This window comes from Proteiniphilum propionicum (assembly GCF_022267555.1).
Lineage (GTDB): Bacteria > Bacteroidota > Bacteroidia > Bacteroidales > Dysgonomonadaceae > Proteiniphilum > Proteiniphilum propionicum.
Window position 1 is genome coordinate 3,320,995 of the sequence record NZ_CP073586.1, and the last position, 22,828, is coordinate 3,343,822.

Here is a 22,828-nt window from a genome sequence, read left to right on the forward strand (position 1 = left end):
TATGGAAGAAGAAACATTATTAGCACAAGTCACAAACAAAGCCATATTATGGCTCAAAGGAAACTACGATTCTGAAACGAAGGAAGAGGTCCAGAAGATGCTCGACAGCGAAGATAAGTCGAAACTTATTGATGCATTCTACAAAGATCTTGAGTTCGGGACGGGCGGATTGCGAGGCATCATGGGTGCCGGAAGCAACCGGATGAATATTTACACGGTTGGCTCGGCAACACAGGGCCTCTCCAACTACCTGAAGAAAGAGTTTTCAGAGCTGGATGAGATAAAGGTGGTGATAGGACATGATTGTCGCAACAACAGCAGAAAATTTGCTGAAATCTCGGCCGACATCTTCAGTGCAAATGGTATTAAGGTGTTTCTTTTTGAAGATCTGCGTCCAACCCCCGAAGTATCTTACGCCATCAGAAAGCTTGGCTGCCAGAGCGGAATAATGATCACCGCCTCGCATAACCCGAAAGAGTATAACGGGTACAAGGCATACTGGAATGATGGGGCACAGGTGTTGGGGCCTCACGACAAAAATATCATTGCTGAGGTTAACCGCATTAAATGTGTTGACGATATCCTCTTCAAGGGAAACAAAAAACTGATAGAGATCATTGGAAAAGATATGGACAAAGCGTTCATTGAGGAGGTCAAAAGGCTTGTACTCTCACCTGAGTCAATTAAGCGGCACAATGACATTAAAATTGTTTATACACCAATCCACGGCACAGGCATCACCCTGGTACCCGATGCACTAAAAGCCATAGGCTTTACCAATATCATTCATGTACCCGAACAGGATGTGATCAGCGGTAATTTCCCCACAGTGATATCTCCCAATCCCGAAGAACCCGCTGCATTGGATATGGCTATTAAAAAGGCAGAGGAGACAGGTGCAGAACTGGTTATGGGGACCGATCCCGATGGTGACCGTTTTGGGACAGCTATTCGCGATGATGAGGGCAATTTCATACTGGTTAACGGTAACCAGACAATGCTACTATGCCTTTATTACCTTATGAATAAACGCGGAGAGCTGGGCTTGCTCACAGGAAAAGAGTATGTGGTAAAGACCATTGTTTCCTCAGAGTTGCTGAAGAATATCGCTGTTAAAAAAGGTGTTGATATGTATGATTGTTACACCGGTTTCAAATGGATAGCAGATGTTATCCGAAAAAATGAGGGAGTAAAAAACTATATCGGCGGCGGTGAGGAGAGCTATGGCTTTCTGGCAGGCGACTTCGTGCGCGACAAGGATTCTGTATCGGCATGTGCTCTTTTTGCAGAGATAGCAGCCTGGGCTAAAGATAATGGGAAAACCATGTACCAGCTGCTCCAGGATATCTATGTAGAGTATGGTTACTCAAAGGAGACAGGTATCTCTCTTGTGCGCAAAGGAAAAGCAGGTGCGGACGAGATTGAAAATATGATGAAAAACTTCCGTACCAATCCTCTGAAGTCATTGGGTGGTTCACCCGTTGTACTGATTAAAGATTTCGCGAAGCTGGAAGCAGTGGATTTTGTCAGAAACGAAAATGTTGCCCTTGAGATGCCTACCACCTCAAACGTTATACAATATTTCACCGAAGAGGGCACAAAACTCTCTATCCGCCCTTCAGGAACAGAACCCAAGATAAAGTTCTACATAGAAGTGAAGGGAAAAGTTAAGTCGCGTGAAGATATTAAACAGGCAGAGTACGCTGCCAGCGAAAAAATAAATGCAATCAGAGAGGAGCTGGGAATTTAATGAATGAGCCTGCCACGAAAACCCTGAACATCTAAAACAATCATTCGTAATACACTGAATATCTACGTGTATGGTAATTCGAATGCAATGGAATAGGCTTTTCGAAAGGGTTCCATGAATCAATATTTCGGTAATTTTTTTAAAATAATTCTTATAATTCACTAAATATCAATAGAGTATACCCCCTTTGAGGATTCGACATAACTTATTGACTGCCAGTGTTATAAATGAGGATTTATCGAAACATTAATAAATAAAAATAATATTAAAATGAGAAATCATAAAAACAAATTTTAAAAACAAACCAGATGAATAAAAAACTTACGATAGCTCTTGTTGCGCACGATCACCGCAAAGCAGACATGGTTGACTGGGTAATTTACAATTCCGACTTTCTGTCGGAGCATCATCTTGTTTGCACAGGCACGACAGGTAAGCTGGTGCGTGAAGCACTCCATAACAACGGCGTTTATCCCGATATAACTATCATGAACTCGGGGCCAATGGGAGGTGATGCCGAAATTGCGGCCATGGTTGTCCGCAAGGAGGTTAATCTAGCAGTCTTTCTTATCGATGATCTCAATCCACAGCCTCACGAGGCGGATATAATGATGTTGTTACGCCAGTGCAGGGTACACAACGTACCTATTGCCTGCAACCGTTACAGTGCAGACCTTATGATCACCAGTTCTCTATGGGACGACAAAGAATATGTGCCCCTGCCACCACGGTATGAGGAGTTTGACAGGAAAGAGTTTAACCTGTAACATTAATTTTTCTAATCCGGACATAGGCATACGGTCAGTTCGACATGAAAAAATTTCACCTGCAACCTCATATGAACGAAACAGCCTCTCATTAGCTAAAAAGCTAATGAGAGGCTGTTTCGTTCGTTGAAAGACTACTTCTATTTAACTATCTTCAACTCTTTTATAATATTTGGCGCTTCCATCACCCTATCTATTATATACAAAACATAACGAATATCGACACTGATCATGCGCTGCATCGAGGGTTCGAAGAGGATATCACCACTCAGCGACTCCCAGTTACCATCGAATGCCAGGCCTATAAGCTCCGCTTTACCATTCAGCACGGGGCTGCCGGAGTTGCCGCCAGTAATATCGTTATCGGACAAAAAATTCACCCTCATGCAGCCATCTTTATCACCATACATTCCAAAATCCTTTGAGCGGATGGCATCGAGGATATATCTCTGTACATCAAACTCCGGGTCACCCGGTTTCTGTTTCTCCAATACTCCCTCTGTTGTTGTATAGTAATCGTACCAGACAGCATCACGCGGTTTGTAACCTTTCACCGTTCCGTAGCTCATCCGCTGCGTGAAATTGGCATCGGGATAGAAAGTTCTATGGGAATCCATTTCCATCAAGGCTGCCATGAACTCCCTTTCGCCACGAAGTATTTTCTCATAGGCCGGCATCATCTTTCCCGACAGTTCATACCCCATATCGGTCGCGGACAGCGCCAGCTCCATAGCCGGATCGTTTGTCAGCTCCTGCATATCGGCAGACTGCAACAGCTGCAGTAACTCTTCCAGAGAGGTAAACTGTGTATTGCAAAACAGCCAGTCGGCATATTTTTCATAATCGCCTCCGAACTCCTCCCTTATTTTATTGTAAATATCGGGATGATATTGTTCAGGCACACGTTCTGCATAAAGCTTCATTAAAATGGGAAGCACCTTTTTATCCAGTCCGGGATCATAATTTTTATACGACTCTATAAGACGGTCGTTAATAAACGCCTGCTTGTCCTCTTCGGTTCCACCGGAATCGAACTGAAGGATGGTGTTGGCAAACCTTATCAGCTCTATACCGTTATTGAATGTCTCTAGAAAGTAGGTAGTATAACGAGCCATTTCATCTGAGCCGGTATAGGCCTCTTTAAGAGTTGTGAGAGTGCTATCGTATTTTGCTTTGTTGTTGGGATTGCTGTTGATCCATTTAAGCAACCTTGCTTCCAGTAACTCTTTCCGGGGTAATACTTCAAGATTGACAATTGCCTTGTTCATTCCCATTGAGTTTTTCCAGTAGTTGGAGCTTCCGGCGTACTTATTGGAGTATTTGATGCGGATTGTGTCGTTTTTTTTCATGGCATCCCACCATACATCCTGCTTTGCGCCCCTCACCTCAACACGGGGAGTGTTTTCAGACTCCATTGTCTGGTGTATTCCCCAAGACGACAAATATCGTTGCGTACTCCCAGGATATCCTACCGTCATCGAATAATCGCCCTGCGTAACACCTGCAATCGAAACGGGAACTACATGTTTGGGTTTGTACGGAACGTTGCTTTTACTGTAATTTGCAGGCTTGTTGTTCTTTCCGGCATAGACACGAAAGACAGAGAAATCACCTGTATGCCTCGGCCACATCCAGTTATCGGTATCACCCCCGAACTTCCCCACCGACGAGGGAGGAGCAACCACCAATCGTACATCACGGAAAACATCATAAATAGCCATATAGTACTTGTTGCGGGAGTAAAAAGGGACTACACGAACATGAGTAAACGGATCATCCTCATACTCCCTGATCAACTCGTTAGAGATGGAGTCAATAGCCAGCTCCCGCTGTATTTCACTGAGCACTAATGGCACATTGGGCACAATACGGCTGGTTACATCTGTCATCGACCTGAGGAACGAAACGGTAAGGCCATCTGCATACAATTCATCATCTCTTTTGTTTGCAGCAAAACCGTTCTTCAAATAGTCATGCTCAACATCGCTTAGTTTTTGTATAGCTCCATATCCACAGTGATGGTTAGTGAAAATCAATCCTTTTTTTGATACCGCAACACCACTGCATCCTCCGCCAAAGATGACAACAGCATCTTTCAGCGATGGGCTGTTTTCACTATAAAGTTTATCCGCTGGAAATGTAAAGCCCAACTCCTGCATACGTGCAACGCTCTCGCTATTAAGCTCCTTTAGAAGCCACATGCCCTCATCGGCTCTCGACAAGAATGTTACGAGCAATATAGCAAGAGATAAAAATGGTTTCTTCATAAAGAATAAAGTTTCTATATTGATTATTGATTATTGATTCCCAATTTTCTGATATTACATATCATCAAAATTGTTTACAATCTTAAATTTTTCTGATGTATCATCAAAAATTCTGAAATCTGAGCTCAAAATTCATAGTTGCAATTTCCAAATTACAAAATCCAAATTATGAGTTAATGATTCTATTTTAATGATCACTAAGTTTTTTTCTTCCCAATTAATTTTCTTTGAGTGCATCTTTTAGTGGCCCGTACTGAACTTATTGGGTTTTATGCCTTAAAATATTTCCCTATAAACGGCCATTCTCTCAAAGGGAATTCCCTCTTCACAACCACAAATATATACGCCACTATAAAAGCGGTGTTTAACAACAATCTGCTCCACAGATTTGGAACATAGTTATATGTTGACACAATTCCTGCAAAAAGGATTATTGACAGCAGAAAAAAGAATCCGGCTGATTTTAAATTGTATGGAATAGGATAATTTTTTTGCCCCAGGAAATAAGATATTAGCATCATAGATAGATTGGCAATGAATGACGCCCAGGCACATGCCATATAACCAAAGTGCGGAATAAACAGCACATTTATTAATATGGTGATAATAAAGCCAAATATTGAAATATATGCTCCCCATTTTGTCTGATCGGTAAGTTTGTACCAGAGAGAGAGATTGAAATAAATCCCGAAAAACAGCTCACCCATAAGGACAATTGGCACCACTTTCAATCCAACGTGATATTTAACGGGTATCAGATATTTGATAATATCAATGTAACCTACGGTCACTAGAAAGATTAACAATCCGAAGATGATGAAATATTTAGTAGCATCACTGAACGATTGCCTGTCGCCTGAAGCCTCTTTATTCCGGGCAAAGATAAATGGTTCAAAGGCATAGCGGAATGCCTGGGTAAACATCACCATAATAATGGCTATCTTGAAGTTCTGTCCATAGATACCCAACTCCGTATAAGCATTTATCTTATCAGGATAAACCCAGGGAAAGACAATCTTATCGACTGTCTGATTCAAAATGCCCGCAACACCAAGAATAAGAATGGGGAAAGAATACTGCAACATTTTGCGGAGCAGCTGCATGTCGAAAGTCAATCTGATTCTCAGCTCCGGCGATACCATCAGAAACTGAATAACAGAAGCAGCAAGATTTGATATAAGTATGTAATCTACACCTTTACTGATATCGAACCAAGAAAATATGTCTGGGTAAACGGCTTGAAGCCGTGGACAAGCCAGAAAGAAGAAGAGGTTGAACAGGATGGTGAGTACTACGTTCGCTATCTTGATAGTCGCAAAACGTATGGGCCGCTTTTTAAACCTGAGATTGGCAAAAGGAATTGAACCAAGTACGTCAAAGCATAGGATTACAACCATGATTAACAGGTAGTGAGGTCTCATTGCCGTGCCACCCAATGCTAATGCTGCCGGCTTCAGAAATAATAATGCCAGGATAAAGAATATCGATGTTGTTGCAGCGATGCTGATAAATGTGGTTGAAAAAACCCTTACAGGGTTATCCTCCTTATTGGCAAAACGGAAAAAGCCGGTCTCCATCCCGTATGTAAGAATCACCTGTAGAAGAGCCACCCAGGCATAGAAATTGGTGAGCACCCCTATATCGGAGACCCTTGGCAGTGCAAAAGCCCAATAAAGCGATAAAAGCCAGCTAAGGAGTTTTGGCAGGACGCTTCCCAAACCGTAAAAAAAGGTCTCCTTTGCCAACGTTTTCATTCCATTCGCCATATTTATCTGAAAATTTTCATCGTTTCAAGTGATACGGTCACAAAAGTACAATTTTTCGTCAAGCTCTCCCAAAAAGGGGGTCATTATTTATCTTTAAGAATAATGGTAACCAAAAATTCAAAAAAAACCACTTACTTTGCAGGTTGAAACAAATATAAAGATAGAAATATGAAATAAAAGCATGTAATCAGCCTGTAACCTGAAGAAAAAGGTACTGGTAAAACATGCACTACAAAATTATGGCACAACAGGACGACGTTTTTAAGAAACTGGTATCGCATTGCAAAGAGTACGGGTTTGTATTCCCTTCAAGTGAGATCTATGATGGATTGGCAGCTGTGTATGATTACGGACAGATGGGTGTGGAACTAAAGAACAACCTTAAGAAATATTGGTGGGACAGCATGGTGCTACTGCATGAGAATGTGGTAGGAATAGATTCCGCCATCTTCATGCACCCTACCATCTGGAAAGCATCGGGACACGTGGAAGCTTTTAACGACCCGCTTATAGATAACAGGGACAGCAAGAAACGGTATCGTGCCGATGTACTGATAGAGGAGTATCTGGCAAAGCAGGATGACAAGATAGAGAAAGAGGTAAAAAAGGCTGAAAAACGTTTTGGAGACAGGTTTGATGAAAAAATGTTCCGTGAGACCAACCCTCGAGTATTGGAATACTGTGAGAAAAGGGATGAGATTCACAGCCGCTTTGTTAAGGCGCTTAACGATAACAATCTGGAGGAGCTACGCCAGATTATAATTGACTGCGAGATTGTTTGTCCAGTTAGCGGAACACGTAACTGGACAGAGGTGCGTCAGTTCAACCTGATGTTTGCCACAGAAATGGGATCTACATCCGACGGTGCCATGAAGGTTTATCTTCGACCCGAGACAGCACAGGGTATCTTTGTCAATTTCTTAAACGTCCAGAAAACAGGACGTATGAAGATACCTTTCGGCATTGCACAGATAGGGAAAGCATTCCGCAATGAGATCGTTGCCCGTCAGTTCATCTTCCGAATGCGTGAATTTGAACAGATGGAGATGCAGTTTTTTGTTGCCCCGGGAGAAGAACTGAAATGGTTTGAGCACTGGAAGCAATTCCGTATGAAATGGCACCAGGCTCTGGGTTTTGGGTCCGCAAAATATCGTTTTCACGACCACGATAAGCTGGCGCACTATGCTAACGCTGCTACAGACATAGAGTTTGAAATGCCGTTTGGATTTAAGGAGGTGGAAGGAATTCACTCCCGTACCGATTTCGATCTGAGCCAGCACGAGAAATATTCTGGCAAGAAGATGCAATACTTTGATCCGGAACTGAACAAATCTTATGTACCGTATGTGGTTGAGACCTCAATAGGTGTGGACAGGATGTTTCTATCGATACTGGCCGCTACCTACCACGAAGAGAGATTGGAAGACGGAGAGACACGGGTATTGCTGAAGCTGCCCCCAGCACTTGCACCCGTTAAACTGGCCATCCTCCCGCTTGTTAAAAAAGACGGGTTGCCAGAGAAAGCACGTGAAATTATGGACGAACTTAAATTTTGCTTTACCTGCCAGTACGACGAGAAAGATAGCATCGGCAAACGATATCGCCGACAAGATGCCATAGGCACACCTTTCTGTGCCACCATAGACCATCAGACGCTCGAAGACAATACGGTAACAATTCGTTATCGCGACACCATGGAACAAGAAAGGGTATCCATAGATTCACTGCAACACACCATTGCCGACAAGACCGATATGAAATATTTACTGAAACAATTATCAGAATAGAATTATGAAGATGTATTCAACCATATTCATCATTTTAAGTGCTGCCATTCTGTTTACATCATGTGATAAAACAGAGACATTTGATGACAAGTGGAAGCTCGACAACGAAGCACAGTTTGCCCTCATCACTAACGATGCCAGGTATAAAAAGATAAATTCTCAATCAGGAAAAGGGTTTATCATGCAAAAGGAGATTGAGTCTGGTGACGGCGCAACCCCGTATTTCACCGACAGGGTTGAAGTGCTTTATACCGGATGGTATAAGCGCGACTGGTCGAAATCGGACACCTACAAAGATGATAAGGGTAACATCATCTACAATAAAGTAATTTTCGATTCAACTGCAAACAGAAATAATATCCCCAGTAAATTCCAGATAAAAGAGCTTGTAGATGGTTTTTCCACTGCACTGCAGCATATGAAGGTGGGTGACAAGTGGGAAATTTGGATCCCATGGTATATGGGATACGGAGAAATTTCATCAGGGACTATCCCCGCTTACACCACTCTGGTTTTTGAAATTGAATTGGTCAGCATCCTTTAGAAATCACGTTAATAAACGAACAAACACCTGTTTTTTCACAAACTAAGCAAAAACTGTTCAATGGCACCTTTTACCTGAATACGGGCTCCATTGAATTTATTGACCATCACGGTAAAAGCCAACTTCTTGTTGCCATCGACCAGATATCCTGCGTAACACTGTACTCCGCCAATGCTGCCGCTCTTTGCCGAAACTTTACCACTTAGCCGGGTATTTTGGAGGAAGTTCTGAAGTGTTCCGTCCTGCCCTGCCTTCGGAAGTGAATCGAAGAAAGGAATTGAATAATTGCTTTTATTATACATATAAACCAGTAGATCATCTAAAAACAAGGCGCTCACCGCATCCTGAGGTGCCAGGCCACATCCGTCGTACATTTGCAGCGATGAGACGTCAACCCCTTTTCTCTTCCAGAACTCCTTAACATACTCTATACCTGCTTCAAGCGGATCGGCATAGATATCTTTATTGCTGTATCTTCCAATGGTACGGATAAGATGTTCGGTATAGTGATTGTTGCTCTCTACGTTTATCTCATGTATAATCTCCTTCAATGTGCGGGAAAGCTGTGTAAAGATAACCCTGCCGATATGGTACGGTTGGCTTCTGTCTGATGAGCAGTTCAGTGAAAAATAATCTGAACGGGCTGTCTCCACCTTGCCAATTTTAAAGCCGGCCCGGGAGAGATAAGCGGCAAGAGTCTCACCCAGCAGCAAGCCAGGATCGGGAATATCTCCTTTTATGCTGAATTCGACCCGCCCTGCAGGTATATCTCCTCTAACGGCCCGATCGTAAGAAAAAGGAACTCCATAAATATAACCGTTATCAAGTCCCGTGTTATTCAGCGACAAGCTGTTCAGAAACTTAAGCCCTTTTATTGCAGGTTCCGTGCGAAGAATTTTTGGACAGCCATTCTTATCGGTAGTATTGAAAAATAGCCTGTAGCTATTATCGAAAATACTGATCCCGTAAGCGCCAGCTGCATAATAATTACCAATGTCTATCCATGTCCATTCAGGAGAAATACCATTGTAACCAAACAGGTTATCAACAACGTAGATAAAATATTCCGGGTCCACAGGAAGAGACTTTTTCAAGGCATCGACACCATTAATGAAGAAAGCGTTGGGGTTCTCTCTAAATGCTTCACTCCCCAAAGTGGGATCACCAGATCCAATAACCAGTATACGAGAGGGATCATTTGCATCTATCGCCAGGTCGGTCTTATATCTGTAGTTTTCGCCAAGAACTTCAATTGCTGTAGCTGTGGTAACCAGCTTCAGCACCGATGCCGGAGCGAGCGATTTATCGGCATTATATGACACAATCCTCTTCCCGGTTTTCATATCGGTAACAGATATTCCAACCGATGCATGCTTAAGAGCAGGATGAGTGATGAATTGCTGTAAAGCTGTCTGTGAATAGCCAAAGCTTGCTAAAAACAGGAAAACTGAGAGAACGAGATTTTTTTGCATCGAGACTTATCTTTTGATTTTAGCAAACTTACATAAAAAATTTGTGATCTTTTATGGAGCTTGAAAAAAATCAATGAGAATTTTTCGAAACAATATATATGATATTCCATATTGAAGTCACAGATAATGGGAAAAAAGAGATTAACAGGCAGACAGCCTACCCTTTCAGCAGTTCATCAATCCTTAACAACCGGTATTCTCTTTTTTTTAACTCTTTTATCAGATCATCCAATAAATCATACAGCTTATCGGTACGCTTCGGATCGGTTCCAATATGAATTAAAAGTACAAAACCATTCAATCCATCTTTCTCTTCATATTCTAAAATATTGTAATAAATTGTTTCCGAAGAACGGTAGTTCTTCATATCGGGAGTGGTGTAATCGGCATTTGATGTAGTTCCAGGTGTAAAATTTACTATCTGTACTCCCTTCGCTTTTGCCCAATAACTGATCTCCCGGTTATACCATTCATAAGGTGGCATAAAATAGCGGGGCGACTGAATTTTCAAACCAATTTTCCGCATTGCTTTATAGTTATCATTCAGATCTTTTTCAAACTGCCGGCGGGTCACAAGTGTTGAGTCGCGCTTATTCCAGTCGGCATATAGCAAGTGTTTATCGGAGTGTGGGCCCATATAATGGCCCTCCTCTCCTAGTTTTCGTGCTATGACAGAATATTTGCGATAAAACTCACCTGTGAGAAAAAATGAACCTTTCACTCCATTTTTTTCTAATGCTTGCAGAATGGTTTCGGCACCATCGGCATATTCGTGTCCTGTAAAAACCAGCGAGAGCTGCTTTTTGAATGTATTCCCACGCACTATGCCTCCCTCTTCAATTTTTTTATTTTTGCTTATCAGGACAGCCTTCGTAATACCCCCTTGAGGATAATAAACGTGGTTAAATTGCATAAAGTCCTTTTCTGCACATAACATTTGAGAAAAAGAAATCAGCAAAAAAACAAAAATCAATTTCCTCATATATTTTTTTATTCAACTTTCGGATCTGTTGCAACTACAGCCGTACATACTATATTTCAACACTTTATATGTTTATACAGAAATATTGATTGTAATTCGTGCAAGATACAAATTATGTATGATTCAAAAAAATTTCAATCAGAAGTTGCTTTTTTGAATAGTTCTCTTCTGTAATAAATCGCAAATCTTTCATCTAAGATACAGATAGGCAAGAGGTTACGCAGGACCCTCGAAAGAGCCATACTCTATTGACATTCAGCGATTTATAAGATTTAAAAAAAACACCAAACTATTGATATTGCATATAATATCAACATCTTTATTGGCACATTTGTAATAGATGAAACTTTTAGAGGGATTATAAGGTCAAAAAGCAGCCACAAAAAACCCTGCACAGGTAAATATGCAGGGATAGTAAAAATATTATGATCTGATTTAAAACTTATATCCTACAGAGAGATATGCGTTTTGGTTTTTTACATCGCCATTGGAATAATTGGCAATCTTAAGCAATCCCATATCCCATCCGAGATCAACAAGGAAAGGCCCAAATTCTGCACCTACACCGAGTCCTAACCCGGCATCAAATGGTTTAAGTAATCCATCATCGCCAAAAGTATCGGCCAGGTCAACACCACCACTTGAAATTTTACCTCCTACACCATAAGCTACATAAGGGCCGCCATGAAATACCATACGTGTTCCCGGGGTAATATCAGTCTTATAGGCATAATGGACAGGGATCTGCAAATTCAACGAATTAACTGTGCCGTCCACTTCTCCGATGATTGGAAAATCATAATCAATTTTTGTGCCTTTGGTTGTAAAAAAAAGCCCGGACTGAATTGCCATTGCAGGAGCAAATTCATACTCGGCAGCTAAACCAATATTAAACCCGAACTTAGCATTTTTACTGTTCAGTTCTTCACCCCAGAAATTGGACATATTCACGCCACCTTTTACTCCGAGACTTACTTGTGCGCTGACAGCCGTTGCAATTGCAAGCATGGATACAACTGCTACAAATCTAATTTTTTTCATAATTAATCAAGTTAAGTTTTAGTTAATATACCTATTATATATCTCATTCACAATACTTGAATTAAAACATTTTTAAAGGTTTTTTGTTCGCACCTGAAAGTTTATTTACCTATTCAACTCCCTTATGCATTAATTTCTGTCTCGTACAGCTAAATATGAGGAATATAGATGTTATTTTGGTAACAAAACAATATAATACATTTCCTTTAGGTAAAATCTATTTTACCGCAGTTCCGCGATCTTTCTTTCTGATTGTGTAGTGTTTGAATATTTACCGAAGTATTGGCTATAAATATCGCAGTTCAAACATGGGAAATGAGAAAATTTTATTTGCAACATCCTTTATCTGTTTGGAGGTTATTGCGTCTATTTCGGAAAACAGTTCATCCAACGAGATATAACGGTTAAAATGCAAATAGTATTTTGCCATGGTCAAAGCATTATTTTCTCTGCTTTCAGATGCAATTCCCAATTGCCCTTTCCACTGTCGCTTAGCCAGCGACAGCTGCATAGGTGTTAACTCGATCTCTTTTACTTTATCTATCTCTTTATTAATAAGACTAATGCACTTATCCTTATTTTTGAGGTCACTTGTGAAATATATGGCAAATAGTCCAGTATCGGTATAAAAAGTGACATTGGACTCAACATTATAAGCCATGCCGTATCTCTCTCTGAGCATATTGTTAAGACGACTGTTCATACTTCCGCCACCCAGAATATTATTGAGCAGGTAGAGAGCCTGTTTTTGTGGATGATACATATCAAACGTATTACATCCCAACATAACATGTGACTGTGATGTGTTTTTATTTAGAACACGCTTATGTGGTGAAAAAAGAGCAGGTGCAAACCTTTCTTTGACAGGGCAAAAGGACTGGGGAACTGAAAAATATTTTTCCACCAGCCGTATTATTTTTGTAAAAGGTGTTTTACCAAAAGAAAAAAACAACATCTCTGAAGGGTGATATTGCCTTTGCACAAAACTAACAATACTATCCCTGTTAAAATTTCTCAACGAATCAGGATCCCCTAATATATAGTGTCCGATATCGTGTCCGGTGAACATCATATTCTCAAAATCGTCATAGATAAGCTCCGATGGTGAGTCGTAATAAGAGTTTATCTCATCGATAATAACCTCCCTCTCCCTGTCAATCTGATGCGAAGAGAACTCGGAATGAAATATCAGGTCGCTCAGTAATTCCACTGCCCTTGGAAAATATTCATGCAGAAAAGTAGAATAAATAAATGTCTCCTCCTTTGTAGTATAGGCATTCAGCTCTCCTCCAACATTCTCCATTCTATTGGAAATATGGTGTGCCCTGCGTTTTGCCGTACCCTTGAACAGCATGTGTTCTACGAAATGAGCCATACCATACTCTTCTGGATATTCATCACGGGCGCCTGTATTCACCACTATCCCACAATAAGATATTTCGGAGGAAAAAGCTTTGTGAATAATTCGAAAACCGTTTGGTAATATATGTGTCTGTACTGTCATAATTTATTAGAAACTCCTATGCTCTCTGCATATACTTTTTTTTATGCCCTGAAGAGAGTCTTTCAATAGCATAACGCAGCATAGTGCGTGGCATTTTCTTATAGTATTTGTCGAGAAATCCTGTAAGCACCGATTCATCGCGTTTGCCTGTCTCTCGTAGCATCCAGCCGCATGCTTTATGTATCAGGTCGTGGTTGTGATACAAAAACTTCTCAGACAGCTGCAATGTATCCCCGAAATCGTTATCCCTGATAAACGCCATGGTGGAAACAACAGCTATACGCTGATTCCATAAAAGGCCGCTATCTGCCAGGCAATATAAAAGAGAGCGGTCTTTCTTATTCTTCAACCATTCGCCCACTATTTGGTAACACGACAAATCCACAAGATCCCAGTTATTTACGCACGATGTATGTGCAAGATAAAAATCAACGATCTCATTTCGTTTCAGCTCACCAGCCTTTTTATACTGCTCAACAAGTATTAGCAATGCACATAAACGACACTCATGTAATTCATCGTTCAGCAGTTTTTCCAACTCCGCGAATGACATATTTTTATGTACTTTAGCCACATAACGTGTTTCCGGAACTGTACATCCGATAAATTTATCTCCTTCCCCGTATTGCCCCTCTCCTGTCTTGAAGAAATACTTAGAATGTTCTGCTTTTTTGGGATTTCCCAAAGCAAGGAGCTGTCTTTTTATATTTTCTGCCGTCATCAAATGATATGCGTAAATTCTAAATATTAGTCTGCTCTGAAAACCCCAAAACTCGATTTTGGTGGCTTACAACTTGCTGAAAATCAGCGAGAATTTTGGGCGATTTTCAGCAGAAAAGACTTATCGGAGTGAGCTCAAATATTAAGGTGAAAACTCTAATAACGGATAAACTGAATACATTAATGCTGATTTACTGACTTAGAAAAATCACAACTCAGTTGACCCGTGACACCGGATAAGTACCTTCATAAAATCCCACAATATTTTGTGACATTTCAATTGACATATTTATACGGTCTTCGATGGTCTTTGTGCCGGCATGCGGAGCTAACACTACATTGTCAAGCTCAACCAGTTCGGGAATAATATGCGGTTCGTATTCAAAAACATCAAGTGCTGCGGCCCATATCTTTTTTTCTCTAAGCGCCTTAGCCAAAGCCTTTTCGTCCACCATACCCCCCCGGGCCGTATTAATGAATATGGCTGTAGATTTCATCATGTTCAGTTGTTTTTCGCCTATCATATGATATGTTTCAGGAGTGTAGGGAGCATTAAGTGAAATGTAATCAGCTGTCCTAAGCAGCTCCTCAAAAGTAAAATAACGGGCATTGTACTGCTTTTCAAGAGATTCATTCAATCTGTTCCTATTATGGTAGATTATCTCCATCCCCGATGCCACTGCACGCCTGGCAAGTGACTGTCCTATACGTCCCATTCCTATAATACCCAAAGTTTTACCATACACAGACTGTCCACTTTCGGCATATATACCCCAGTTAACGCCTTCTGGTAAACGCAACTTGCGATCATAATACCCTATACGTCGGCCTGCAGCCAGGAGAAGCCCGAAAGCAAACTCTGCCGTAGGTTCCCGTGTTGAATTAGGGATATTTGTAACTGTAACCCCTTTCGCTGTCGCATACTCTACATCAATATTGTTATACCCAACACCAAAATTGGAAATCAGTTCCAGCTTCACGGCCTTATCCAATATATCTTTGCCGGTATAAAAGCTGAAATTAGGGACAAGAACCTCGTAATCGGGAATCAACTCCATAACTTCATCTTTTGTAAAATAGGATTTATTTTCAGGAAGCGTAACCTTATATTTTCCCTCCAGCATTTTTAATCCTTCCGGTTTTAAACGATAAGCTATCAAAACTTTCTTCATTGTTGTAATATTAATGATATTAATGATTCTAACCGCATATTCAGGACAGATGATGTATCTTTTAACGAGTTATCAATGCAAATTGTTTTTGGGAAACAATTATGATTAAGTAAGTAGGTATGCTAACAAAAAAACGAGCCTTTAGACTCGTTTTTTGCTCTTCAGGCTGGACTTGAACCAGCGACCCTCTGATTAACAGTCAGATGCTCTAACCGACTGAGCTACTGAAGAATTAATACACCCTTTAAAACTTTACTTTTCTGCTCTTCAGGCTGGACTTGAACCAGCGACCCTCTGATTAACAGTCAGATGCTCTAACCGACTGAGCTACTGAAGAATTAAATTTTCGATCTCAGAAAAGTGATGCAAAAGTAGTATAAATTTCCGAATTAACCAATATCTGTAGCGAAAAAAATGGACATCTAATTTTTTTGTGTAAAAACAGGCTCGGGAACGATCAATTTATGATTTGTCGAATATAAATATTTGAAACTTTTTATTACCTTTGAAACGTAATCAATCAGCATAAACAAAGATTAAAATGATATTCAAATTTCTAATTCTTTCCGATGAAGCAGATAACTTCAAAAGGGAAATCAAAATTGATGCCGATGCCACTTTTTTGGATTTCTACCATGTTATTTTAAACTGCACCGGTTTCAGCAATAAGGAAATGGCATCGTTCTTCTTATGTGACAACAAGTGGCGTAAGCTGCAGGAAATCACGCTGGTAGAAATGGATACATATTCTGATGAGGACTCCTATATAATGGAGAAATGCATTTTGAGCGACTATCTTGAAGATGAAAAGCAAAAGCTGATGTACGTTTTCGATTATCTCACCGAACGCGCACTATATATTGAATTATCAGAAATAATTCCCGGAAAAAACCTTGATAAAGCAATCTGTTCACTTTCCGTTGGCGAAGCACCCAAACAGCTATTGAATATTGAAGAAATAAAAACCGATGGCGTTTTATTGGATACCGGCGAATCGTTCTACGGTGATGAAAATTTCGATATTGATGAATTGGACAGAGAGGGATTTGAAGGATTGGATGATATCTCTGTTGATACAGGCGAAAGTGATATCTTTTGAATTGCCCCATCAACATTATCAAATCATCAATGAACGCCGGATATTAATTTAATAATAACGGGAAACTGAATCAATCCGTTTTAATATCGCTCATAATCGTTCAATCTGATTATTTACGGTTAAAGTTCAATTAAACCTGGTTTTGTATGTTTCAAACTCTCCAAATATCAATCAATCTCATTAAATCTGAATAATGAATACCCTTCTCGTGCTGCTTGGTCCCACAGGTGTTGGAAAAACCGAATGGAGCCTGCGCATCGCCGAAGAGATAAAAAGTCCCATCATATCAGCCGATTCACGGCAGCTATACCGGGGAATGACCATTGGAACAGCTGCTCCTACAGAATTACAACGTAAACGTGTACCACACTATTTCGTGGGAGTACTTTCACCTGAAGAATATTACAGCGCCAGTGAATATGAACAGGATGCCATGGCTCTGCTAAGTGAACTTTACAAGCAACATCAGGTTGTAATTATGACGGGGGGTTCTATGATGTATATCGATGCGGTGTGTAAAGGTATTGATAATATACCCTCTATTGATATCAGGTTGCGAAAAGATGTTCAGGAGCTCTACCGTAAAGAGGGGCTCGATCCTATTCGCCGGCAATTGAAAATTCTGGACCCTGCATTTTATGATGAAGTGGATCTGAAAAACCCCAAGAGGGTCATTCATGCATTGGAGGTGTGCCTGATGGCCGGGAGACCTTACTCTTCCCTACGTACTAACCCTAGAAAAAAGCGTCCTTTTAGTATAGTGAAGATAGGATTTACCCGCGACCGGCAAGAGCTGTATGAACGTATCAATAATCGTGTTAATCAGATGATAAAAGAGGGACTGGTTGACGAAGCTCGTCACTTTTATCCGCACCGTTATTTAAACTCACTTAACACTGTTGGTTACAAAGAACTTTTCGATTACTTCGACGGTAACTGCACGCTCGATTTTTCTATAGAGAAAATTAAACAACACTCCCGAAACTATGCCCGCAAGCAGATGACTTGGTTTAAGAAAGACCCGGAGATAAATTGGATAAACCTGTCAGAAGAAAATAGAGATGTGATAAATGAGATTAAGGATATTTTGAAATTAGATTGTTGAACAGATTCTTTTATTCATTGTATGAGTCCCGTCCGAAATATCTCGATTTTTCATGTTTTTGAAAAATGAGGTTTTAGGAGGGGACTCAAATATACAAATTAGAAGTACCGAAAAGCTAAATCTTACATAGTGTCGATCCTTTTTCCTTTTTTTATTGTAATCATTCAGTTTCATATAAAAATATATTTATACTTTTAATTATTCAGAACTTTTAAATGTCTCCCATTCATGTTTACTAATTTATTATGCGACTAATACTCCATTAATTAGCATTTTACAACAGTTCTTTATTCTGTATTAATGTTCACCACTCATCACACATGCATGGATTGAAACGCTTTTCTTCCATCGCTCATGGCGAGAATTACCGTTTGTTCTGCAGCAAGCAATGTCGCCACCGGCAAAATGATCTTATCGGCCGTTTCAGGTATCCCTAAGGTTTAAATAATTCAGAATGACTACCCAATCGTATCAATTTGATCACATCACTGTTTTCGTCTATCCAAATTAAAAGAAAATCACCCTCGATATGGTATTTCCAACATCCCTTGTAATTTCCGACCAAAGGGAGAAGTTTAGTTTTTACAATTTTTTCAATTGTCATCTTTAATATAAATCGACCAACAATTATACGATCTTCAAAACTTCACATCATACAAATGTGAGCCATCTCGCTCAAATTCCATTACCCCCTTGTCGGTCATCGGATGCTTCAGAATAGCTTCTAACACATTATATGATGCAGTTACGGCATGGCAACCAACCATACTTACGCGATATATCTGATCAACATTTTTAAAACTAGCTCCTAACACTTTGCAAGAAAATCCGTATAATTTGAATGTATTTACAATATCAGCCACAACATCAATACCATGAGAGGAAATATTATCGAGACGATTGACATACGGTGCAACAAAGTCAGCACCTGCTTTTGCCGCAATTAATGCTTGTTGCTGGGTAAAAATTGCGGTTGCCGTAACATACATTCCCGCCTCTTTTACCATTTGTATTGCTCTAAAACCTTCTTTAGTTACAGGGATTTTAACAAAATAATTATTATCGAATTGAAAATAATCTTTATAGCACTTAGCTTCACGTAAAATATCATCCGCTTTTTCACTTATTGTTTGTACGTGAATCATTTTATCGCCTATACATTCCTGAATTTTAGGAATAATTTTTGATAAAGGTTCATTTTCATGAGCCAGAATAGTCGGATTTGTAGTTACACCCTCTATTGGAAAGTGCGTGAACAAATCTTTTATTTCATTTATATTTGCTGTATCTGCTAAATATATCATAATATTGTTTTTAATTAAATTATATCAAAAAAATATCTTTGCCTTATCTCTTTACGTCAGCCTCTCCGAACGTGAGTTCTGAGTATCCTATTAAAACAACGTCTTCGTGAAACTGTTCATCAATATCGAAAATACACTTGCTATCGAAGGAAATAACTGGGACTTGGTCCCATGTATTACCTTGTTCATAAGCTTCTTGACGTCTCAAGGCAACTTTATCTAAAAGATGGCTTTGTCCGTCTCATAAGGAAACAAAATGTCTCCTTTTTTAACGGAATCACCCTTTCCCTTTTTTATTTCTGTTATGATATAGCTTTCAACTGATTGCCCCTTTCGTAGGCATAATGACTAAAACTGCCATAATTCTTGTCAATATCTTTTTTAAAACAATATATTGATTTCATCTTAAAAGAGAAGAAAGAAAATATAAAGTGGAGGACATATCTATTTCAATCATCGCACCGCTTCATAAGGGTTGTGTGGTCCAACCAGCTTTTGGTATGATTCTTACCGTTCAGGATTACCCTATCGATATAACGATTTTCTGCATTATTGCTAGGGGCATCAATCACTTTTTTTACCGTTTTCAAGATGAATGGTTGCTCTCTTGAATAACGTGGCACACATCACATAAAAAGCAAGGGACAGGGAGTATATTATGAATTGAATTATCCTTACTCATATTCGTTTGTCTTATTGATCTGGTTTAAAAACAGCATTGCTTCGCCCTCTGTCAATCCGCATATTTTCTCAAGAGTATTAAAAACCCCGTGCTCTTTCAATTCCTTGTGAAACTCGATATCCGGGGGATACATCTTACCGTTGATATCTGTTGCCTTGAATCTCAATGCCGATTCCAGAACCTTCCCTATCCTGTCATACGGCAGTCCGTTATTATACGCCGACATTAGTGGTGTAACAATCCTATCGTCGAATGATAGCTTACGAGGCAGATCGCAACCAACCCGAAACACCGTATCTTCCAAAAGTTGATTTGAAAAACGACGAAGCAAATCATCAATATGCTCATCCAGGTGGCGGGTTGAAAACACACCGGGATATTCATATTGTAGAGCTCCAGCACTCTGCTGCATTGCTTCATGTACGAAAGCCATTATCCTCCCATCTTCAAGCACCTCCCATAAAAAAGTCTGTTCGGGGTGAAATCTATATCCGAGATAGGCAGTCGCAGCATGCCCAAAATTGTGAATGAACAGTTTGCGATCGACCCAGGCTTTCATGTTCTCTTTCGCTTGCATTCCAGTAATAACGGGTATGGGATTTTTAAATGCTTCCTTGTTTACGATAAGTGTGTTGTAAGCCTCTGCATAAACAGAAAGGATGTCATTATCCTGGTGATTAACAGTGAAAGGCACCATTTTCCCGATACTTGTTTCCACAAGTCCCACATATTTGTTCAAAGGATAGCTTTCCGGCAGAACTTTCGCCAACTCATCACGCATAAATACATCCGCGTTCCGCATATTTTCTGCCAGGACGATATCAATCTTTCGTCCCGGACATACGTTTTCGCGTGCCAGCAATCCGCGTGCCAGCGTGGGAACGATATGTTTCAATCCGTTCTTTCCGATAGATACGGCAATGATATCTGCAGAGATAATCTCACAGATGACCTTTTCCTCATCCTGGCCCTGTACACCCCGTACATTATCTACAACAATTATTTCCGGACTCGTATCACAGATAATGACTTTGTAAGAATGTTTCTGATTTAAAGCATCGACAATGTTTTGGTCTATATCAATAAAAACAACTTCATATCCGGAACGGCTGAACAGTTGACCAATAAATGAGCGCCCAATTTTTCCGGCACCGAATAAAACCAATTTTGGAGATTTGGTCATTCTTATTTATCTTCCATACTCATTACACAGACAAAAATGCATGGGTTCATCTTCCATGATTTCCGGATAGCGCCCAAGTGATTCATAAAAACGATTATCATTACTATCATCGTTTACCGTCGAGACTTCACCCACAAGTGCCGGTCCGCCTTCCGCCCAGAAAGCATGATACACATACGGTTCAAGGCAGATACTGTCACCCGGTTTCAGGCTAAAAACATCACCAGCATTAAATGTTTTCCTCACACCGTCTATTAATAAAGAAAATCGCTCATTGGTTTTTTCTTCCGTTTGCTTATCGGCTTTCCATAGTTGAATGCAAAGATCTCCCCCACCCCGGTTAATAATATCTTCCATCTTTTTCCAGTGAAAATGCATGGGAGTGACCTGCTTTTCTCCAACAATCATTATTTTCTCACAGTATGTTTTATAAGGCACACGCGAAGGGTAGCCGTTACGAAGGGTAAATAAAGTCAACCCTTCTTCTTTAAAGCGTCCTTTCCCGAAATCGGTAATATCCCAACCCAATTGTGCCAACCGTATCTCTTCATACTCTTTACCTTTGGTCTTCCACTCTTCCGGAGTAAGGTATGCCCATGAAGGCAATTTGAATGAATGCTGTTTATAAAATTCAATCGCAAAGTCAATGGCATTGTTAATTTCACTTCGTTTCATAATCAATCTGTTTTTATGTATTTCTGTAATTCGAATAACGGAACCGCTCCTCCCGTACTGTTTTCGCTCAGCAGGTTAAACCTCGCATTCGCATTGGCCAATAGAAGCATTTCATGCAGTGAGAACCCTTCATGAATAGCATACAATGCACCGGCACAGAAGGCATCACCGGCGCCTACCGTACTTTTTATCTCGGCTTGGGAGACTTTAAACGCCGGCACAAATAGTTGTTGTCCGTCTTTTTGCATAACATACCCTCCCTCAGGAAAATGGATCACGACCATCTTATTTACTCCCTGGTTGAAAAGATCTTCAGCAACTTTAGACAGGTTTTCCCGGCAAAGCGTATCCTTTTTCCGAAGTGCTATATCCGTACAGGCACCGGCTTCTATCTCATTACAGATAAGATAATCTACATACTTTAAACTTGGTATGACCACACTCCGAAATCGTTCGCCTTGCTCCGATACAACATCAATGGATATTTCGTATCCCTTTGATTTTAGCATATGCAAGACTTTTGCCCCCACGGTACCATACTTTTCATCGAATGAGTCCAATTTATCCAATAACAACAGATACCCCAAATGGAAGATTTTTGCCGACGATTCCATTTTTTCAAGGTCGGAATAATCCAACAGCGCGTTTGATCCCCTGTAATGAAAAAATGTTCGTGCCCCGCTATGCATTTCCGACATCACATCAGTAAAAGAGGTTGTAACTCCGTCACGTATTGACATATACCGATTATCTATATTGTATTTAGCAATCTCATCCATAATATATCTGCCGTTGTCGTCATTACCAACTATTCCCCCTGCCCATAAAGGTATATCTGTTTGCAACCTTGCCAGATTGACGAGCACGTTATGCGCACATCCACCTAAAGCTCTCCCGGCTACAAGTTTGATATTGGCCAGATTGCCTTTTCCCGGCCAGGTATCGATCATTTTAATATGGTCGATGACCCAATTCCCTGCTGAAATGATTCCGTTGCGTTGCATATTC

The 22,828-nt window shown here is 40.3% G+C and carries 21 protein-coding genes and 2 tRNA genes; 6 read left to right on the top strand and 17 right to left on the bottom strand.

What is annotated here, in order from left to right; all coding sequences use genetic code 11:
- Position 1: 1 nt before the first annotated feature.
- Together KDN43_RS13745 and KDN43_RS13750 are read left to right on the top strand one after the other, a co-directional pair.
- A complete protein-coding gene (locus tag KDN43_RS13745; RefSeq protein WP_238867010.1) occupies positions 2 to 1,750 on the top strand; it encodes a phospho-sugar mutase in 1,749 nt (582 codons plus the stop codon).
- A gap of 308 nt (positions 1,751 to 2,058) precedes the next feature.
- On the top strand, positions 2,059 to 2,517 hold the full coding sequence (locus tag KDN43_RS13750) for a methylglyoxal synthase (protein WP_238867013.1): 459 nt from the start codon (positions 2,059 to 2,061) through the stop codon (positions 2,515 to 2,517).
- 140 nt (positions 2,518 to 2,657) lie between these two features.
- Here KDN43_RS13750 and KDN43_RS13755 read toward each other — a convergent pair whose 3' ends face one another.
- Together KDN43_RS13755 and KDN43_RS13760 are read right to left on the bottom strand one after the other, a co-directional pair.
- Positions 2,658 to 4,784 carry a S46 family peptidase gene (locus KDN43_RS13755; RefSeq protein ID WP_238867015.1) on the bottom strand — a complete coding sequence of 709 codons (2,127 nt, stop codon included), beginning with the start codon at positions 4,782 to 4,784 and terminating at the stop codon, positions 2,658 to 2,660.
- A gap of 269 nt (positions 4,785 to 5,053) precedes the next feature.
- Positions 5,054 to 6,550 carry a polysaccharide biosynthesis C-terminal domain-containing protein gene (locus KDN43_RS13760; protein ID WP_286922794.1) on the bottom strand — a complete coding sequence of 499 codons (1,497 nt, stop codon included), beginning with the start codon at positions 6,548 to 6,550 and terminating at the stop codon, positions 5,054 to 5,056.
- A gap of 239 nt (positions 6,551 to 6,789) precedes the next feature.
- Between KDN43_RS13760 and KDN43_RS13765 the strand changes: the two genes are divergently transcribed.
- Positions 6,790 to 8,337: a glycine--tRNA ligase gene (locus KDN43_RS13765; protein WP_238869489.1), complete on the top strand. Its 1,548-nt coding sequence runs from the start codon at positions 6,790 to 6,792 to the stop codon at positions 8,335 to 8,337.
- A gap of 4 nt (positions 8,338 to 8,341) precedes the next feature.
- Positions 8,342 to 8,881: an FKBP-type peptidyl-prolyl cis-trans isomerase gene (locus KDN43_RS13770; RefSeq protein ID WP_238867019.1), complete on the top strand. Its 540-nt coding sequence runs from the start codon at positions 8,342 to 8,344 to the stop codon at positions 8,879 to 8,881.
- Between the two features lie 35 nt (positions 8,882 to 8,916).
- Here KDN43_RS13770 and dacB read toward each other — a convergent pair whose 3' ends face one another.
- The 8 genes from dacB to KDN43_RS13810 form a co-directional block, all read right to left on the bottom strand.
- Positions 8,917 to 10,353 carry a D-alanyl-D-alanine carboxypeptidase/D-alanyl-D-alanine endopeptidase gene (gene dacB, locus KDN43_RS13775; RefSeq protein WP_238867021.1) on the bottom strand — a complete coding sequence of 479 codons (1,437 nt, stop codon included), beginning with the start codon at positions 10,351 to 10,353 and terminating at the stop codon, positions 8,917 to 8,919.
- A 157-nt stretch (positions 10,354 to 10,510) separates the two neighbouring features.
- A complete protein-coding gene (locus KDN43_RS13780; RefSeq protein WP_238867023.1) occupies positions 10,511 to 11,266 on the bottom strand; it encodes a polysaccharide deacetylase family protein in 756 nt (251 codons plus the stop codon).
- Positions 11,267 to 11,770: 504 nt separating this feature from the next.
- Positions 11,771 to 12,376 carry a porin family protein gene (locus KDN43_RS13785; RefSeq protein ID WP_238867025.1) on the bottom strand — a complete coding sequence of 202 codons (606 nt, stop codon included), beginning with the start codon at positions 12,374 to 12,376 and terminating at the stop codon, positions 11,771 to 11,773.
- 286 nt (positions 12,377 to 12,662) lie between these two features.
- On the bottom strand, positions 12,663 to 13,880 hold the full coding sequence (locus KDN43_RS13790; protein ID WP_238867028.1) for a M16 family metallopeptidase: 1,218 nt from the start codon (positions 13,878 to 13,880) through the stop codon (positions 12,663 to 12,665).
- Positions 13,881 to 13,896: 16 nt separating this feature from the next.
- Entirely contained in the window at positions 13,897 to 14,601 is a 705-nt protein-coding gene (locus KDN43_RS13795) for a DNA alkylation repair protein (RefSeq protein ID WP_238867030.1), read from the bottom strand.
- A 214-nt stretch (positions 14,602 to 14,815) separates the two neighbouring features.
- A complete protein-coding gene (locus tag KDN43_RS13800) occupies positions 14,816 to 15,772 on the bottom strand; it encodes an NAD(P)-dependent oxidoreductase (RefSeq protein WP_238867033.1) in 957 nt (318 codons plus the stop codon).
- 157 nt (positions 15,773 to 15,929) lie between these two features.
- Positions 15,930 to 16,003: transfer RNA gene (locus KDN43_RS13805), tRNA-Asn, on the bottom strand.
- 32 nt (positions 16,004 to 16,035) lie between these two features.
- Positions 16,036 to 16,109: transfer RNA gene (locus KDN43_RS13810), tRNA-Asn, on the bottom strand.
- 204 nt (positions 16,110 to 16,313) lie between these two features.
- Between KDN43_RS13810 and KDN43_RS13815 the strand changes: the two genes are divergently transcribed.
- Together KDN43_RS13815 and miaA are read left to right on the top strand one after the other, a co-directional pair.
- Positions 16,314 to 16,871 (top strand): IS1096 element passenger TnpR family protein, encoded by a 558-nt coding sequence (locus KDN43_RS13815; protein ID WP_238867035.1) that lies wholly within the window; start codon positions 16,314 to 16,316, stop codon positions 16,869 to 16,871.
- 193 nt (positions 16,872 to 17,064) lie between these two features.
- Complete coding sequence (gene miaA, locus KDN43_RS13820; RefSeq protein ID WP_238867037.1) at positions 17,065 to 17,976, top strand: tRNA (adenosine(37)-N6)-dimethylallyltransferase MiaA; 912 nt, start codon at positions 17,065 to 17,067, stop codon at positions 17,974 to 17,976.
- A 433-nt stretch (positions 17,977 to 18,409) separates the two neighbouring features.
- Here the strand turns inward: miaA and KDN43_RS13825 are convergent, their stop codons facing one another.
- The 7 genes from KDN43_RS13825 to KDN43_RS13845 form a co-directional block, all read right to left on the bottom strand.
- Positions 18,410 to 18,580: a type II toxin-antitoxin system mRNA interferase toxin, RelE/StbE family gene (locus KDN43_RS13825; RefSeq protein ID WP_256448712.1), complete on the bottom strand. Its 171-nt coding sequence runs from the start codon at positions 18,578 to 18,580 to the stop codon at positions 18,410 to 18,412.
- A gap of 34 nt (positions 18,581 to 18,614) precedes the next feature.
- Positions 18,615 to 19,280 carry a transaldolase family protein gene (locus tag KDN43_RS13830; RefSeq protein ID WP_238867039.1) on the bottom strand — a complete coding sequence of 222 codons (666 nt, stop codon included), beginning with the start codon at positions 19,278 to 19,280 and terminating at the stop codon, positions 18,615 to 18,617.
- 219 nt (positions 19,281 to 19,499) lie between these two features.
- Positions 19,500 to 19,589: a hypothetical protein gene (locus tag KDN43_RS16615; protein ID WP_407681797.1), complete on the bottom strand. Its 90-nt coding sequence runs from the start codon at positions 19,587 to 19,589 to the stop codon at positions 19,500 to 19,502.
- 140 nt (positions 19,590 to 19,729) lie between these two features.
- Complete coding sequence (locus KDN43_RS16620) at positions 19,730 to 19,903, bottom strand: glycoside hydrolase domain-containing protein (protein ID WP_349678463.1); 174 nt, start codon at positions 19,901 to 19,903, stop codon at positions 19,730 to 19,732.
- Between the two features lie 51 nt (positions 19,904 to 19,954).
- Entirely contained in the window at positions 19,955 to 21,145 is a 1,191-nt protein-coding gene (locus KDN43_RS13835; RefSeq protein WP_238867040.1) for a mannitol dehydrogenase family protein, read from the bottom strand.
- Positions 21,146 to 21,151: 6 nt separating this feature from the next.
- The gene (locus KDN43_RS13840; RefSeq protein WP_238867042.1) at positions 21,152 to 21,820 is read right to left on the bottom strand and encodes a D-lyxose/D-mannose family sugar isomerase; all 669 of its coding nucleotides are present in this window, start codon (positions 21,818 to 21,820) and stop codon (positions 21,152 to 21,154) included.
- Positions 21,821 to 21,822: 2 nt separating this feature from the next.
- Positions 21,823 to 22,824 (bottom strand): carbohydrate kinase family protein, encoded by a 1,002-nt coding sequence (locus KDN43_RS13845; protein ID WP_238867044.1) that lies wholly within the window; start codon positions 22,822 to 22,824, stop codon positions 21,823 to 21,825.
- Positions 22,825 to 22,828: the final 4 nt, after the last annotated feature.